The organism is Kitasatospora sp. NPDC051705 (assembly GCF_044453265.1).
GTDB lineage: Bacteria > Actinomycetota > Actinomycetes > Streptomycetales > Streptomycetaceae > Kitasatospora.
Map to the genome: position 1 here is coordinate 219,601 of NZ_JBITCO010000008.1, position 15,267 is coordinate 234,867.

Here is a 15,267-nt window from a genome sequence, read left to right on the forward strand (position 1 = left end):
TGCACGTTGCCGTGCGACTGTGTGCGGTCCCACGCGGGCAGGTCTGACCTCCCCGCCCAGCGTGAACGCTGGGCGGGGAGGGACTTCAAGGCAGGTGGGTGGTGACGCCAAGCTCCTCCCTCACTGGCTGCCGTGACGCTCCCACCAGTCGGCGAACGGCTCGGCTTGGCGCAGAGCTGTGTCTCGCCAGTGGATCCACTGCTTCACGTCAGGTTCCTCGTCTGCCCCGATGAACCTGCCCTCGCCGTCGTAGGCCATGGAAAATGCTGTCGACTCGTCGAACATCCAGAAGTCGGGGCAACCGTCGATGGGGTTCGACCTCCCTGTGACGTCCAGGATGAAGAACTCCTCGCCAGCGGCGGCGTTCGCTCGGTACCCCCAGCCCAGTTCGAACTGGAGGTACGGTGTGAGTGGCCGGGTCAGTGCGTGGACTCGGTACATCCGGCGGCCGGCGTCAGTGTTCCTCCTGACCTTCGCCAGCCATTCGCTGTTGTAGCCGGAGGGCTGAGGCTCCCCAGCGAGGAATGCCCGATAGGCATCGACGTTGCCGGAGTTGCCGTAGTCGTCCAGGGTCTCCAGTCGAAATGCCTCCTGTTGGAAGCTTTCGAAGAGTGCGCCGAAGGCGTCACGAGAGATGGTCATGATCAACCCTTCTTGGTGGCTCAGTGGGTCGCCGTGTAGTCCCCGAAGGGGACGGCGTGGGTGAGGGCGATGTCTCGATACCGCTGGTACTCGGGAAGGCGGTCGGCGGGGAGGAGTTCGGCGCCGGTGAACGTGCCGGTGTCGGTGTAGTGCATCCGGTAGACCCGGGTGTCGTCGAACAGCCAGAAGTCGTGGTCGGGGAGGCCGGACACCTGCTGGTGGCCGTGTCGATGATGCCGATCGACTCGCCGGCCTTGAGGTTTCCGGGGTAGGCCGCCAGCTCGTACCGGAGGTAGTCCGACAGGGGAGACCGGAGGACGTGCACCCGGGCCACCCGCTTGCCCAGATCCGTCATCGAGCGGACCCACGGGTTGTCGGCACAGTCGGGCGGCAGCCCTTTGCCCGCGAGGAAGTCGGCGAACTCCTCGCGTTCTTCGTCCACGTCGTAGACGGCCAGTGTTTCGAGCCGGAAGGCCGTTCGTTCGAAGGTCTCGAAGAGGAGGCCGAAGTCTTGACCCTTGAGCACGGAAGTGAACCTCCAGAGGGGGCGACTCGTCGATGCGCAGCCTGTCCCGCTCGAAGCTGCGGGGTCAAGGACGCGGATTTGCGAGGGACGTAAGGCCGTTCGACCACCCCGGGCTGGTGTGAGCACCAGCCCGGGGCGGCCGAGTTCAGGGGTGGTGGGTGGTGATGGTGATGGGGTGGGCGGTCCAGCGGGTCAGCTCGCCGACGTAGAGGGTGGTGCTCCACCGGCCGCCGCGGGCGAGGCAGTAGGCGACGCCCTCGCCGCCGCCCGGGCCGATGCAGAGCCGGACGAAGTCCCGGTGGGCCTCGCGGACGGGCAGCTTGCGCACCCGCTCCCACAGCACGGGCAGTGCGTGGTCGAGGCTCGGGAAGACGGTGGGCAGCATGATGCCGACGATTCCGGCCCGGACAGCACTCATGCGGCGGCCTGCTCGGGGGAGATCTGGCACCAGACGACCTTGCCGATCCCGCCCCGGCGCGGGCAGCAGCCCCAGCTCTGCGCCAACTCGTGGACGAGGAGCAGGCCGCGGCCGGCCTCCTCGGAGTCGGCCGCCTCGCGGAGTTCCGGCTTCTCGCTGTCGGCGTCATGCACCTCGATGCGGAGGAGGCCGTCGGCAAGCGTGAAGCGGACCTGGATCAGGCGGTCGCGCGGCGTGCGGGCGTGCTGGACGGCGTTGGTGACCAGCTCGCTGACCAGCAACTCCCCGGTGGGGAGCAGGCGTTCGCCGCAGGGGTGGGGGAGCAGGAACTCGCGGAGCTCCTGCCGGGCGGCTCGGGGAGACGTGCGGTGCCGGGGCAGCCAGCAGGTCTGCTCGGCGGGGGAGAGGGGAGCGGCTTCAGGCATGGCGGGGCCACCTCTGGAGTGTGCAGGTGAGAGCGGCTGAAGGGGGCATGGGGATGCCCGGGATGAGTCCGCGGCGGTCACTCTGGGTGGCATGGCGGACTACAGCAAGTAGCATGCGGTGGAAATGAGTCAATGCGCAACTTGCCCGATGGAAATTTTCCAAGATCTTTTTCCGGGGCGTATGATCTGGGCCTAACCGGTGTGATGGAGCATCAGATGAGCCAAGCGCGACCCACAGTGCGCCGCAGGCGATTGGCGGCTGCTTTGGTCAGGCTGCGAGAGGAAGCCGGCAAGTCGCCCGAAGCGGCGGCGGAGCGTATCGGTTGTCACCGTTCGAAGATCAGCCGGATAGAGAACGCGCGGCTGGGCATCTCGCTCGGCGAGCTGCGAGATCTGCTGACCTTCTACGGTGTGGAAGACCACGGCCGTGTCGAGGAGTTGGTCGCTCTTGCTCGTCGGGGCCGAGAGCCCGGGTGGGTGCAGCGGGCGAGCTTGGCTCGGCCGTCCTACTCGGACTTCATCGATTACGAGGAGACGGCTGACTACATCAGGTCGTTCGAGAACATGCTGATCTCTGGCCTGCTGCAGACTCCCGACTACGCTCGCGCGGTGATGCAGGCCAAACCGTCCGGGCTGGCCGCCGAACAAGTGGATGCCTTGGTGACTGCTCGGATGGAGCGACAGGAGGTGCTCACCAGGCCGAACCCGCCGCGCTTGTGCGTGATCGAGGGCGAATCGGCGTTGCGCGTTCAGGTGGGTGGCGCGAAGGTGATGGCTGGGCAACTCGACAAGCTGGTCGAGATGGCTGGGCATCCCTATGTGGAGCTCCAGGTCTTGCCGGACCGCGCCGGTGCCCATGCTGGTTTGATGGGCTCATTCGTGATGTTCAGTTTCCCGTCTCCCGACTACTCGGACGTAGTCTGCGTCGAGCACCGGACAGGGACGCTCTACATGGAGACGCCAGCCGAGATCGATGAGTACACATTGATCTTCGACTCGCTCCGCTCAATCGCCTTGAGTCCGGCTGACAGTCTCGACATGATCGCTCGGGTACGACAGGGGTTCTGAACTCCGGGCAAGAGATGGGTGAGTTATGACCGGCGAGTGGCACAAGAGCACCTACAGCGGGCAGGGCGGGAACTGCATCGAGGCACAGGCCAGGTCGATGACGACAGCGGTCCGGGACTCCAAGGACCCTGGCGGTCCCGTGCTGCTGTTTCCGGCTGAGGCCTGGGCCTCGTTCCTCGTGGGGGTCAAGTCCGGGGAGTTCTCGGCCGACTGATCCAACACGGAGGTGCCCCGCACGGGCTGTGGCCGTGCGGGGCACCTCTCCGTCCGTCTACCGGGCTACTTCCTAGAAGTCGTCGTCGAAGGAGACCGAGCCCTCGACGGCGACCTGGTACGCCGACACCCGGCGCTCGAAGAAGTTGGTCAGCTCCTGGACGTTCTGCAGCTCCATGAAGCCGAACGGGTTGCTGGACCCGTAGCGGATCGGGAGCCCGAGACGGGCGAGGCGCTGGTCCGCCACCGCCTGCAGGTACTCGCGCATCGAGGCGGTGTTCATGCCGGGCAGGCCGTCACCGCACAGGTCCTGGGCGAACTGGAGCTCGGCCTCGACGGCCTCCTCCAGCATCTCCGTGACCTGCTTCGCCATCTGCTCGTCGAAGAGGTCCGGCTCCTCCTCGCGCACGGTGTCCACCACCGAGAACGCGAAGTCCATGTGCATGGACTCGTCGCGGAACACCCAGTTGGTACCCGTCGCGAGACCGTGCAGCAGACCCCGGCTCCGGAACCAGTACACGTAGGCGAACGCGCCGTAGAAGAACAGCCCCTCGACACACGCCGCGAAGCAGATCAGGTTGAGCAGGAACGCCCGCCTGTCCTCCTTGCTCTGCAGCGAGTCGATGTGGTCGACCGCGTTCATGTACTTGAAGCAGAACTGGGCCTTCTGGTGGATGGAGGGGATGTTCTCCACCGCGGCGAAGGCCGCGTTGCGGTCCTCCGGGTCCGGAAGGTAGGTGTCCAGCAGCGTCAGGTAGAACTGGACGTGCACGGCCTCCTCGAACAGCTGACGGCTCAGGTAGAGCCGCGCCTCGGGGGAGTTGATGTGCTTGTACAGGCTCAGCACGACGTTGTTCGCGACGATCGAGTCACCGGTCGCGAAGAAGGCGACCAGCCGGCCGATCATGTGCCGCTCGCCCTCGCTCAGCTTGGCGAGGTCGGCGACGTCGGAGTGCAGGTCCACCTCCTCGACCGTCCAGGTGTTCTTGATCGCGTCCCGGTACCGGTCGTAGAACGACGGGTAGCGCATCGGGCGCAGGGTCAGCTCGAACCCGGGGTCGAGCAGCATCTTCTCGCGGTCGTCGGACATCACTGGCAGGCCTCGCAGGACTCGGGGTTCTCCAGGGAGCAGGCCAGCGCGGCCTCCTCCTCCGGGGTGAGGGTCGGCGTGTTCACCGGGACGGGCGCGGCGGCACGGGCGGTGCCGGAGGCGGCCTGGGCGATCCGGGTGGCCGGGCGCGAGCGCAGGTAGTAGGTGGTCTTCAGACCGACCTTCCACGCGTACGCGTACATCGAGCTGAGCTTGCCGATGGTCGGCGCGGCCATGAACAGGTTCAGCGACTGGCTCTGGTCGAGGTACGGCATGCGGGCCGCGGCCAGGTCGATCAGCGCGCGCTGCGGCAGCTCCCACGCGGTGCGGTACAGCGACCGCACCTCGGCGGGCAGCCAGCCGAGCTCCTGGACGGAGCCGTTGGCGTCGCGCAGGGCGTCGCGGGTCGTCTGGTCCCAGACGCCGAGCTCCTTGAGCTCGCGCACCAGGTACGGGTTGACCTGCAGGAACTCGCCGCTGAGCGTCTCGCGCTTGAACAGGTTGGACACCTGCGGCTCGATGCACTCGTACACGCCGGCGATCGAGGCGATGGTCGCGGTCGGGGCGATGGCCAGCAGCAGCGAGTTGCGCAGGCCGGTCTCGGCGATCCGGGCGCGCAGCGCGCTCCAGCGGTCGGCCCAGTGCGGCTGCACGTCGAAGTGGTCGATGTGCAGCTCGCCGCGGGCGGCGCGGGTCTCGCCGTACGCCTCGTGGCGGCCGAGCTGCTCGGCCAGGTCGGCGGAGCGCTCGTAGGCGGTGAGCATGATGCGCTCGGCGATCAGCGTGGACAGCCGCGCCGCCTCGGCCGAGTCGAAGTCGATCCGCAGCTTGAAGAAGACGTCCTGCAGGCCCATCACGCCGAGGCCGACCGGCCGCCAGCGGGAGTTGGAGGTGCCGGCCTCGACGGTCGGGTAGAAGTTGATGTCCACCACGCGGTCGAGGAAGGTGACGGCGGTGCGCACGGTGGCGTCCAGCCGCTCCCAGTCCATCGCGCCGAGCAGGTCCTCCGCCGACGCGCCCTCGGCGACGTGCGCGCCGAGGTTGACCGAGCCGAGGTTGCAGACGGCGGTCTCGGAGTCGTCCGTGACCTCCAGGATCTCGGTGCACAGGTTGGAGGAGTGCACCGTGCGGCCGGGCAGCGCGGTCTGGTTGGCGGCGCGGTTGGAGGCGTCCTTGAAGGTCATCCAGCCGTTGCCGGTCTGCGCCAGGGTGCGCATCATCCGGGCGTACAGGGTCTGCGCGGGGATGGTGCGCACGGCCTTGCCGGCCTGCTCGGCCTTGCGGTAGGCCTCGTCGAAGTCGGAGCCCCACAGGTCGACCAGCTCGGGGACGTCGGCGGGGGAGAACAGCGACCAGTCCTGGTTGGCGTTCACGCGGCGCATGAACTCGTCCGGGATCCAGTGCGCCAGGTTGAGGTTGTGGGTGCGGCGCGCCTCCTCGCCGGTGTTGTCGCGCAGCTCGAGGAACTCCTCGATGTCGGCGTGCCAGGTCTCCAGGTAGACGCAGGCGGCGCCCTTGCGACGGCCGCCCTGGTTGACCGCGGCGACGGAGGAGTCGAGGGTGCGCAGGAACGGGACGATGCCGTTGGACTTGCCGTTGGTGCCGCGGATCAGGCTGCCGCGGGAGCGGATGCGCGAGTACGACAGGCCGATGCCGCCGGCGTGCTTGGAGAGGCGGGCGATCTGCGCGTAGCGGCTGTAGATCGAGTCCAGGTTGTCCAGCGGCGAGTCGAGCAGGTAGCAGCTCGACATCTGCGGGTGGCGGGTGCCGGAGTTGAACAGGGTCGGCGAGGAGGTCAGGTACTCCAGCCGGCTCATCAGGCGGTACAGCTCGGCCACCTCGCGCACGGACTGCTCGGTGTCGCCGACCGCCAGGCCACAGGCGACGCGGAGCAGGAAGTGCTGCGGGGTCTCGACGACCTTGCGGGTGATCGGGTGGCGCAGCAGGTAGCGGGACTGCACGGTGCGCAGGCCGAAGTACTCGAAGCGGTCGTCGCCCTGTCGGTCGATCAGCGCGTCGAGCGCGGCGGCGTGCTTGGCGACGAAGGCGGCGGTGGCGTCGCCGATCAGGCCCTCGGCGTGGCCGACGGCGATCGAGGCGGCGAACGAGGTCGCGCCCTGGCTGTCGGCCTCGTCGACGATCTCCAGTGCGAGCAGGCGGGCGGCCAGCTTCGAGTACTGGGGGTCCTCGGCGATCATCGACGCGGCGGCGTCCACGGCCAGCCCGCGCAGCTCGGCGAAGTCCGAGCCGGCGTGGCGGCCGCGCAGCGCGGCGGCGGCGACATGGCCGGGGTCCACCTGGGGGAGATCGACACTACGGTCGGTGAGCAGCCGCAGCAGCGCGCCGCCGGGGTCGGAGACCGTCGGGGCGGCGGGGGCGGAACCGGAGCCCTGGGTGGGCAGGGTGGCTGAGGCAGCGGTGGTCAAGGCGCTCTCTCCTGGCGGCGATCGGCGGCGGTGATCGGGTCCGGGCCGAACGGGGCAGGGGAGCACGGCGCGTACGCAGGAGTGCGTCGCGCGACGGTGGCGTCCCCGGCCCGCCCGCGAGGCCCGGAAGGTACTGCTCGTGCTGGCGCGGCCTCTGCGGGAGGGCCGTGGCGCACGCCGTCGGCAGGTACTCGGACTCGCGGGCGCGGCTTGTCGAGCCGCCCGCACACCGCTGCGGGGCAGTCCCGGACTCGCACCGGGTTCCCCTGCTTTGACAGCAGGAGTGAGCATACATCTAGTGGCGGCTGACTGCGGCGGCACCATATGTTGTGGCCGACGTGTCGTGGGCCACGGTGGGCCCGGCGGCCGTTCAGTGCTTCAGATAGACCTTGTAGGTGCTCGAATCGCCCGTCGGAGAGGTGAACTGGGCGATCAACCGGTAGTGCCCGCCGCTCGCCAGCGCCGTCGCCAGGACGCGGTCCGTGGCGGCCGGGGCGGTGCTGTCCAGGACCACGACGGTGAAGTAGCCGTCCTTGATCGCGGCGGCGCTGCCCTCGTCGCCGTGATGCTCGACACCCGCCGCGTCCCGGTAGTCCGTCCCGGAGCGGGCCGACGTCCACTGCTCGGGCCGGCTGACGGCGCCGAGGTAGTACTCGGGCAGCCCGTCGACCTCGGTCAGGTAGTGGCCCTGCGGCGTGGCGTGCACCCGCAGGACGGCGAGCAGCCGGCCGGAGTCGGGCCCGTTCTGGTAACGCAGCGCTGACTGCTCCAGACCGAGCGCGAGCAGGGCGACCCAGACCAGGATGCCCAGCTGCGGGTGGCGGAAGTGCGCGCCGACCAGCCGGGTGAGGCCGACCCCGGCGAGCGGGGCGGCGAGCAGCATCCCGAAGCCCAGGTGCCGGAACAGCGCCCCCGAGGTGCCCAGCGCCAGGTGGACCGCCGGGACCAGCAGGGCGGTGCAGGTCAGGGCGGTGCCCAGCAGGGCGCGCTGGGCGCGGGTGGTGGTGACGCCGTCGTTCTCCGGCGACTCGAGCAGCTGCTCGCGGCGGGCGTACGCGATCGTGCCGGCCACCGCGAGGACGGTGAACAGGCCGCCCCACTGGACGGTGTTCAGCAGGATCTCGCCGCCCGGACGGGAACCCTGCCCGTGGGCCGGGGACCACCCGGCGACCTTGCCGAGCAGTCCGAACGGCAGCAGGGCGCCCACCGTGCCGGCGGCGAGCAGCAGGGACCGCAGGGCGGCCGGGCCGAGCCGTCGCCGCGGCCAGGTGGTGGCCGCCGCCAGCGCGACCAGCGCGGGCAGCGTGAACACCGCGGAGTACGCGACGGCGCAGGCCAGGGCGGCGACCGGCGCGGCGAGCAGGACGAGGGCCACCGGGCGGCGCGCGGTGAACACCGTGACCCAGGCCGCCAGGGCGACCAGCAGGACGGCGAGCGCCTCGGGCGCGGCGTAGAAGCCGACGACGACGGTCGACTGCACCACCGCGTAGCCGGCGATCGAGCAGATCGCCACCCGCTCGTTGAAGAGCCGGCGGGTCAGCGAGTACAGCAGCACCGTGGTGAGCAGGGCGAAGCAGAGGCTGAGCACCCGGGCGCCGAAGATGCCGTTGGCGTCGGCGGCGGCGCCGGCCAACGGCAGGTACAGCTGGGGCGTGCCGGGTATTCGCTCGGCCAGGTGGGTGGTCACGGGGGTGCCGTGCAGCAGGTGGTCGAGCTGCTGGCGGCCGGCCACCATGGCGGCGGCCTCGTCGGGGTGCGCGGCGGCGAGCAGGCGCAGCGAGAGCAGGGCCTGGATGACGAGGACGGCGGCGAGCACGCCGCGGGCGATCCAGCGGCGCCGGGGGCTGGGGGCCGGGTCCCAGCCGATCGCGGGGACCTGCGGGATGGTGTACGGCGCCAGCTCGACGGCCTGGTCGTCCACCGGGCCGGGGGCGCCGGTCGGGGCCACCTGCGGCGGCGCGTCGGACGCATCGGGTCCCGGAACATCGGGCCCGGGAACGTCGGGTGCCGGAACGTCGGGCCCGGGAAGGTCGGGCCCGGGAACGTCGGGTGCCGGAACGTCGGGCCCGGGAAGGTCGGGCCCGGGAACGGCCGGCCCGGACGGATCGGTCCCCGGGCCGCCGGTCCCGGAAACCCCGGGCCCGGGGACGCCGGACGCAGGGACCCCGGACGCAGGAACGCCGGGCCCGGCACCGTCGCCTCCCGCCGCACCCGGCCCGGGCGAGCGGTCGGCGCGGCGGAACAGGTCGGTCCCGGCCGCGGGCGCCGAGGGGGCGGCGTCCGCCGTGGTCGGCGGGTGCCCGCCGCCGTCACGGGTGTCCGCGTCGAGGGCGGCCCGTGCGGCCCGCAGGGCGTGGGCGGCCCGGGCGGCGCGCGCGGCCCGTGCGGCGGCCGGGGCGGGTACGGCCTCGTCCGGCACCGGTACGGGCAGGTGTGCGGGCACCGGCGCCTGTGCGGGCCCGGCGGCCGCGTCGTCCGGGGCGGGGGCGAACTCTGACTCTGCGCTCATCATGGGTTCCGGATGTCGAAGCCGAAGCGGGGGTCGGACACGCGCCGCCTGAAGGCCGCGAGGGTCTCCGGGACGGCCTCGACGCGCCAGTCGGCCCGTTTGACGATGTTGAACCAGACGAAGCCGAGGATGTCGTCGTGCGCCGCGACCCCGGAGAACAGCTGGTCGATGTCCGCGAGCTGGCGTTTGCCCTGTTCCGAGGCGGTCTCGCAGATGAAGAACGGCTTCTGGCTGAAGCCGCGGATCTCGGCCATGGTCGGCCCGTACAGGAGGTCGAAGTTCTTCGGCCCGGTGCGGGTGAAGTACCCGGTCATGCCGGCCCAGTCGACGTAGGCGTCGCCCGGGTAGTAGGGCGCGAGCCGGGTGTTGGGCGCCGGGTCGGTGATGTTCGGGTTCCAGACCCAGATGACGTTGGTCGCCCCGGCCCGGTCGAAGAGGTCGTGCACGTGCCGCCAGGCGGCCACGAACTCCTGGGCGCTGGCGGCCTGCCGGCCCCACGGGTACCAGTTGCCGTTCATCTCGTGCGCGATGCTGATCGCGATCGGCTGGTCGAGCTTGGCCACGGACTTGGCGACGCCCCGGACGTAGTCGTCGGTGTCGCCGGCGGCGATCGAGGCCAGCGAGTGGTTGTACGGCTCCCAGGCCATGTACGGCAGGGCCCCGGCCGCGTAGATGCGCTTGGCGCCCTGGGTGTCGAAGCCGCCCTCCCAGTGGGCGTAGAACTCCAGGACGTTGGGCTGCTTGCCGATCGTGGAGGTGTAGACGGGCAGCGCGTCCATCGTCTCGGGGACGCCGGGCAGTGCGGCGCCGAGGTACTTGTGGTCCGGCTTGAGCAGCGGTGTGACGTCGTACGGCACGCCGGCCGGGACGGCCTTCGGCTTGGCGGCGGCGCTCGGGGTGCCGGTGGCCGTGCCGGGGGCACCCGTGGCGCCCGGGGTGGCGGGGGCGGCGGCCGCGGGCTGGTCGGGCTCGACGGCCTCCTGCATCGCGAAGCCGGGGTCCTCGGGGCCGCAGGCGGCGGTGGCGAGCAGCAGCGCGCCGGCGAGCAGGGCGAGTGCCGGCCGCCGGCGGTACCGGTCCGGCCGCCGGGGGTGGCCGGGCCGTCGGGGGTGGGCGGGCATGGTGATCACACGGCTTCCGTCGGTCGCGGCTGGACGAGGACCCGGCCGACGATGGTGGCGTAGAACAGACCGGACGCGAGGACGAGCGTGAAGTTCAGCGGGCCCATCGTGAGCATCCGCCAGATGCCGAGGCCCACCCAGAGGACGGCCGTCCCGCCGCTCCAGACGATCATGCCGATCCAGAAGCGGCGGGTCTTGTTCCGCTTGGCGCCGGTGGAGCCGGTCGGCTGCCAGGCCATCCGGTTGCGCCGCAGGATGTCCCAGATGGCGAAGACGTGCGCCCAGCCGTACATCATCCGGGCGGCCCAGGCCTCCAGCCGGTACGGGTTGCGGTGCCAGAGCGGGAAGACGACCGTCGCGTAGAGCAGGCCGGGCAGCACCAGCAGGGTGTTCTGCCAGCGGATCAGGTCGGGTCTCGCCAGCAGCAGCACGATCGGGATGAGCGGGGAGACCAGGGTGAACAGTGCCGTGTGGATGTAGTAGAAGAACCCGGACAGGTAGCAGGCCCGGGTGACCGGCCGCAGTCTGGTCGTCCAGAACTTGCGGCTGCCCAGCAGGCTCATCGACCCGGTGCACCAGCGGTACTGCTGGTTGAAGAAGCCGCCGACGTTGTCCGGGCAGACGCCGGTCGCCAGGGCGACGGGCACGTACTGCAGGTCCCAGCCGAGCCGGCGCAGGTCGAAGCCGGTGTGCACGTCCTCGGAGTGCCCGATCAGCGTGGTGCCGCCGTTCTCCTCCAGGGCGGCCCGCCGGTAGACGGCGCAACTGCCCACGCAGATGGCGCCGTCGTTGCGCTGCCGGGACACCTGCACGGTGCGGTAGAACAGCTCCTGGACGGCGCCGGCGCCGCGCTCGATCCAGTTCTGGCTGTCCAGGATGCGGAAGAACTGCGGGGACTGGATGATGCCGAGGCGGGGGTTGGCCGCCATGTACGGGAGCATCTCGGTCAGCAGGTCCGGCCTGGGCGCGAAGTCGGCGTCCAGGATGAGGATGTACTCGCTGTCGGAGTTGCGGAAGCCGAACTGCAGGTTCCCGGCCTTCTTGAACCAGCCCAGCTTGTTGCGGGTGCCGTACACGAACTCGAAGTCGACGGCCATCTGGGCGAGTTGCGGGCTGTTGCTGTCGTCGAGCACGTAGGGCGTGACCTCGCCCGGGTACTGGTCGCGCAGCCGGGCGACGTGGGTCCAGGTGTTGTGCAGGACCTCGATCGGCTCGCCGGCCACCGGCAGGAAGACGTCCACGGTCGGGTACCGCTCCGGGGACCAGTCCCGCACCAGCGCGCGGTGCGCCGCGAGGTCGAAGGTCTCGTTGAAGCCGTGCACCCAGCGGGATATCAGGTAGTAGACGATCGTGAAGGCCAGCGGCGGCACGAACAGGAAGAACCACGGCGTCGCGCCGAGCAGGCCGATCTCACTGGCCACCATGCACGCGAAACTGACCAGGGAGAAGCAGGTCAGGATCCACAGCCGGCTGCGGGCGTAGGAGTACTTCTCGGTGTTGTCCGGCGGCTGCGGCAGCAGGCCCCACTGGGTGCGGGCGGCCGGGTCCCGGCGCGCGCGGCGCCGCGATCCGGGTGCCTGGCGGCTGCCCGCGAGTCGGGTGCCCTCGGTGACAGTCACGTGGCTCTTCTCCCCCGGAGGCCGTAATCGATGTGAACCTGACCCGCCCGCCGGCCGTTGTCCGACGGGCCGAGCGGGGGACGGAGGGATCGTACGGGACCGGCCGCGCCGGGGCCGATCCCCCCTCGTCCGGCGGCCGTCCGGAACCGATTCCGGGCTCCGGTCGTGATCTGGACCGAGTGCGGGCGGAGCACATGTGTACGGTTTCCGCCCAGCGATCGAGGACGGTACGGGGAAGAGTGATGAGCATCGTGGACGGTATGGCCGGCCGGCCGGCGCGGGGGCTGCGGGCGGTCGTCGCGGTGTGCGCGGCCGCCGCACTCCTGGCCGGCTGCGGCGGCGGGGCCCGGGTGGCGGCGCAGCCGTCGGCCGGACCGCAGTCGTCCGCGCCCGCGCAGCCGGGCCTGTGCTCGACCGCGCAGCTCCCCTTCCCCAAGCTGCCGGTCGACGGCGGGACGAAGATCCTCGAACCCAACCCGTGGAACACCGCCGGGACGGTCTGTCTGGACGCCTCCGGGGAAACCGGTTTCACGGTCACCCAGGTGCGCGACTTCGTCCCGCGCAACCCGCTGGCCCCGGGCGCCTACCCGAACATCTCCACCGCGCCCGGCGCGAGCGGACTGCCCGTCCCGGTCAGCGCGCTCGGCGACGCCACGGCCGACTGGGACGCCAACGGCCGGGTGAGCGGCTCCTTCAACCTGTCCTTCGACCTCTGGTACGGCTCCAGCCCGGACAACTGCCTGCCGGGGGAGAGCGCGGAGGTGATGGTCTGGCTGGACGCCACCGACAACGTCCGCCCGGCCGGCAGACAGGTGACGGACGCCCAGAGCATCGGCGACACCGCCTACAACGTGTTCGAGGCGCCGATCACCGGCCCGCACAGCGTCATCAGCTACGTGCGCACCGCCCCCACGCACACCACCCGCGGCCTCAACCTGCGGCTGTTCACGGCCGACGCGATGGCGCGGGGGTACGTGCCGAAGGGCTCCTACCTGTGCCGGGTGCAGGCCGGCTTCGAGATCTGGACCGGCGGCACCGGCCTGCGCAGCGAGTCCTTCGCCTTCCACAACCGGGTCGGCCTGCCGGCCGGCGAGATCCCGGCGGGGGCTCCCGGGACCTGCCTGCGGCACGGCGGCGGCGGGCCGGCGGGCAGCCCGGTGACCGTCGGGGCCTGCGGGGACCAGGCGGTGTCGACCAACTGGACGGTCGGCAACGACGGTTCGGTGCGCGGCGGGGCGGCCTGCCTGGTGCCGGGCGACCGCGGCGGCGTGACGATGGCCGAGTGCACCGGAGGGTCCGGGCAGCGCTGGGTGGCCGGGGCCGGCCAGCGCCTGCAGCACCAGGACTCGGGGCTGTGCCTGTCGACCGCGGGGGGCGTTCTCACGGACGGCACGACGGCCGCCCTCAGGCCCTGCGCCGACGCGGTGTCACAGCGCTGGCGGCTGCCGTACAACGGGCAGGCCTAGCGATCGGCGCGGGGCCGGGTGCCGGGCCGGGCCCGCGCACCCCCCATGGGCGGGAAGGGGCCGATGCCCTAGCATTCCCCACCATGAGCGATCGACCGGTACCGAGTGGCGAGCCGGGGCAGCCCGCCGGAACGCCACCGCAGCAGGCACCGGCCGGAGGGGCCCAGGCCCCCGGTCTGCCGCCGCAGTCCCCGAGTGGTGCGTTCGGGCCCGCCGACGGGTTCGGGCCGCCGGATGGTGCGCCCCAGTACCAGCCGCAACCGCAGCCGCCGCAGGTGACGCCGCGTCCGGTCTCCCAGCCGGTGCCGCTGGTCCCGCAGCCGGGCCAGGCCGGCCCGCAGCCCGTGCAGCCGCAGCCGGTGCAGCCGGGGCCGGTCCAGCCCGGCCCGGTGGCGCCCGCCGCCGTCCAGCCGGGGCCGGCGGCCGCGCAGCCCGGCCCGCAGCCGGTGCAGCCGATACCCGTGCAGGCCGCTCCGCAGCCGGTGCAGCCGATACCCGGGCAGGCCGGCCCGCAGGCGGTGCAGCCGATACCCGGGCAGGCCGGCCCGCAGGCGGTGCAGCCGATACCCGGGCAGGCTGGCCCGCAGGCGGTGCAGCCGATACCCGTGCAGGCCGGCCCGGCCGGTCCGGCGTGGCCGCAGCAGACCGGCTTCCCGCCGGCGCAGCCGACCGCCGGCAGCACGCCGGACTGGGAGGCGCTGGCGGCGCGGAACGAGAAGGACGCCAAGCGCCGCCGCCGGGTCAAGCTGATCGGTGCGGTGACGGCCGTCGTGGTGGTGGCCGCGGCCGGCGCCGGCTACGTGCTGCTCACCAAGGGCTCCAAGGACGGCAACGGCCCGACGGCCTCCGGGCCGAGCACCGCCGCGGTGAGCACGTCGGCCTCCGCGTCGGCCTCCGGATCGGCCGCGCCGACCGCGTCGGCGAGCGGCCCGGTCAAGGGCATCGACAGCCCGCCGACCGTCGGCAGCCTCCCGGCGACCAAGGGCGCCGTCGCGCTGGGCCTGGGCTCCGACGCCAAGACGGGCTCGGCACCCGGCTACTCCGGGCAGGTCCTCAAGCTGCCCAGCGGCCAGAACTCCTTCGCCCAGAGCGCCTCCCAGGTCGTCGACGTCAGCAACAGCTTCACCGTCTCCGCCCGGGTCCTCGTCGACGTCCCGAACGGCAACCGCAGCGCGGTCAGCCAGGGTGACGGCCAGTACTACTCGTACTCGCTGGGCCGGGCCAACAACAACGGGCACGACCTCTGGTACTTCAAGGTCCAGGTGCCCGGCGGCGGTTCGGCGGTGGCCTGGTCCAAGGGCGACGCCACCGTCAACCAGTGGGTCGTGCTGACCGGGGTGTACGACGACCCCTCCGGCCAGATCACCCTGTACGTCAACGGCGCCCCGCAGGCCTCCGCGAAGTCCCCCGGTGTGCCGCCCAGCGGCGCCAACACCCTGCAGATCGGGCGGCTGAGCTCCAACTCGCAGTGGAGCGACCCGTGGCACGGCGCCGTCGCCGACGTCCAGACCTGGGGTCAGACGCTGCCCGAGGCCGACATCGTCAAGGTCGTCGCCGGCCCGAGCTCGCCGCCGGCCACCCCGCCGGCGGCGGCCTGGCTCACCGGCTGAGCCCCCGGCCGCCGACCGCCGGGCCGAGCGGGCCCGGCACCTCCCGGCAGCCGCCCGGAACCGCCCCCGCGGCGGCGCCGGCGGCGGCTGCCGCGCGCCCCGGAACCCGCCGCGCCCCGCGCGCGGACCGGGCA

The 15,267-nt window shown here is 71.7% G+C and carries 12 protein-coding genes, 1 pseudogene and 1 riboswitch; of the genes and pseudogenes, 4 read left to right on the forward strand and 9 right to left on the reverse strand.

Going from position 1 to position 15,267, the window contains the following annotated elements; translation table 11 throughout:
* Positions 1-120: 120 nt before the first annotated feature.
* From ACIA8Q_RS13840 to ACIA8Q_RS13855, 4 genes and pseudogenes are all read right to left on the reverse strand, one after another.
* Positions 121-642 (reverse strand): DUF6879 family protein, encoded by a 522-nt coding sequence (locus ACIA8Q_RS13840; RefSeq protein WP_360204368.1) that lies wholly within the window; start codon positions 640-642, stop codon positions 121-123.
* A gap of 20 nt (positions 643-662) precedes the next feature.
* A pseudogene (locus ACIA8Q_RS13845) lies at positions 663-1,294 on the reverse strand (DUF6879 family protein).
* Between the two features lie 19 nt (positions 1,295-1,313).
* Positions 1,314-1,586: a hypothetical protein gene (locus tag ACIA8Q_RS13850; RefSeq protein ID WP_360204373.1), complete on the reverse strand. Its 273-nt coding sequence runs from the start codon at positions 1,584-1,586 to the stop codon at positions 1,314-1,316.
* On the reverse strand, positions 1,583-2,011 hold the full coding sequence (locus ACIA8Q_RS13855) for an ATP-binding protein (RefSeq protein ID WP_363363467.1): 429 nt from the start codon (positions 2,009-2,011) through the stop codon (positions 1,583-1,585). The genes ACIA8Q_RS13850 and ACIA8Q_RS13855 overlap by 4 nt, the downstream gene beginning before the upstream one ends.
* A 132-nt stretch (positions 2,012-2,143) precedes the next feature.
* Between ACIA8Q_RS13855 and ACIA8Q_RS13860 the strand changes: the two genes are divergently transcribed.
* Positions 2,144-3,079, forward strand: coding sequence for a helix-turn-helix domain-containing protein (locus ACIA8Q_RS13860; RefSeq protein ID WP_387907312.1), 936 nt, complete (start codon positions 2,144-2,146; stop codon positions 3,077-3,079).
* Positions 3,080-3,104: 25 nt separating this feature from the next.
* A complete protein-coding gene (locus ACIA8Q_RS13865; RefSeq protein ID WP_360204381.1) occupies positions 3,105-3,293 on the forward strand; it encodes a DUF397 domain-containing protein in 189 nt (62 codons plus the stop codon).
* 72 nt (positions 3,294-3,365) lie between these two features.
* Here the strand turns inward: ACIA8Q_RS13865 and ACIA8Q_RS13870 are convergent, their stop codons facing one another.
* The 5 genes from ACIA8Q_RS13870 to ACIA8Q_RS13890 form a co-directional block, all read right to left on the reverse strand.
* A complete protein-coding gene (locus ACIA8Q_RS13870; RefSeq protein ID WP_360204383.1) occupies positions 3,366-4,382 on the reverse strand; it encodes a ribonucleotide-diphosphate reductase subunit beta in 1,017 nt (338 codons plus the stop codon).
* Positions 4,382-6,784 (reverse strand): ribonucleoside-diphosphate reductase subunit alpha, encoded by a 2,403-nt coding sequence (locus ACIA8Q_RS13875; RefSeq protein WP_396317223.1) that lies wholly within the window; start codon positions 6,782-6,784, stop codon positions 4,382-4,384. The genes ACIA8Q_RS13870 and ACIA8Q_RS13875 overlap by 1 nt, the downstream gene beginning before the upstream one ends.
* Before the next feature lie 188 nt (positions 6,785-6,972).
* Positions 6,973-7,137, reverse strand: a riboswitch (cobalamin riboswitch).
* A 41-nt stretch (positions 7,138-7,178) separates the two neighbouring features.
* Positions 7,179-8,756, reverse strand: a complete 1,578-nt coding sequence (locus ACIA8Q_RS13880) for a glycosyltransferase family 39 protein (RefSeq protein ID WP_396317214.1) — start codon at positions 8,754-8,756, stop codon at positions 7,179-7,181.
* A gap of 560 nt (positions 8,757-9,316) precedes the next feature.
* Positions 9,317-10,438, reverse strand: coding sequence for a glycoside hydrolase family 26 protein (locus tag ACIA8Q_RS13885; protein ID WP_396317224.1), 1,122 nt, complete (start codon positions 10,436-10,438; stop codon positions 9,317-9,319).
* Between the two features lie 5 nt (positions 10,439-10,443).
* Complete coding sequence (locus ACIA8Q_RS13890) at positions 10,444-11,862, reverse strand: glycosyltransferase family 2 protein (protein ID WP_360204848.1); 1,419 nt, start codon at positions 11,860-11,862, stop codon at positions 10,444-10,446.
* Between the two features lie 437 nt (positions 11,863-12,299).
* Between ACIA8Q_RS13890 and ACIA8Q_RS13895 the strand changes: the two genes are divergently transcribed.
* Together ACIA8Q_RS13895 and ACIA8Q_RS13900 are read left to right on the forward strand one after the other, a co-directional pair.
* On the forward strand, positions 12,300-13,523 hold the full coding sequence (locus ACIA8Q_RS13895; RefSeq protein ID WP_396317215.1) for a ricin-type beta-trefoil lectin domain protein: 1,224 nt from the start codon (positions 12,300-12,302) through the stop codon (positions 13,521-13,523).
* Between the two features lie 83 nt (positions 13,524-13,606).
* Positions 13,607-15,133, forward strand: a complete 1,527-nt coding sequence (locus tag ACIA8Q_RS13900; RefSeq protein WP_396317216.1) for a LamG-like jellyroll fold domain-containing protein — start codon at positions 13,607-13,609, stop codon at positions 15,131-15,133.
* Positions 15,134-15,267: the final 134 nt, after the last annotated feature.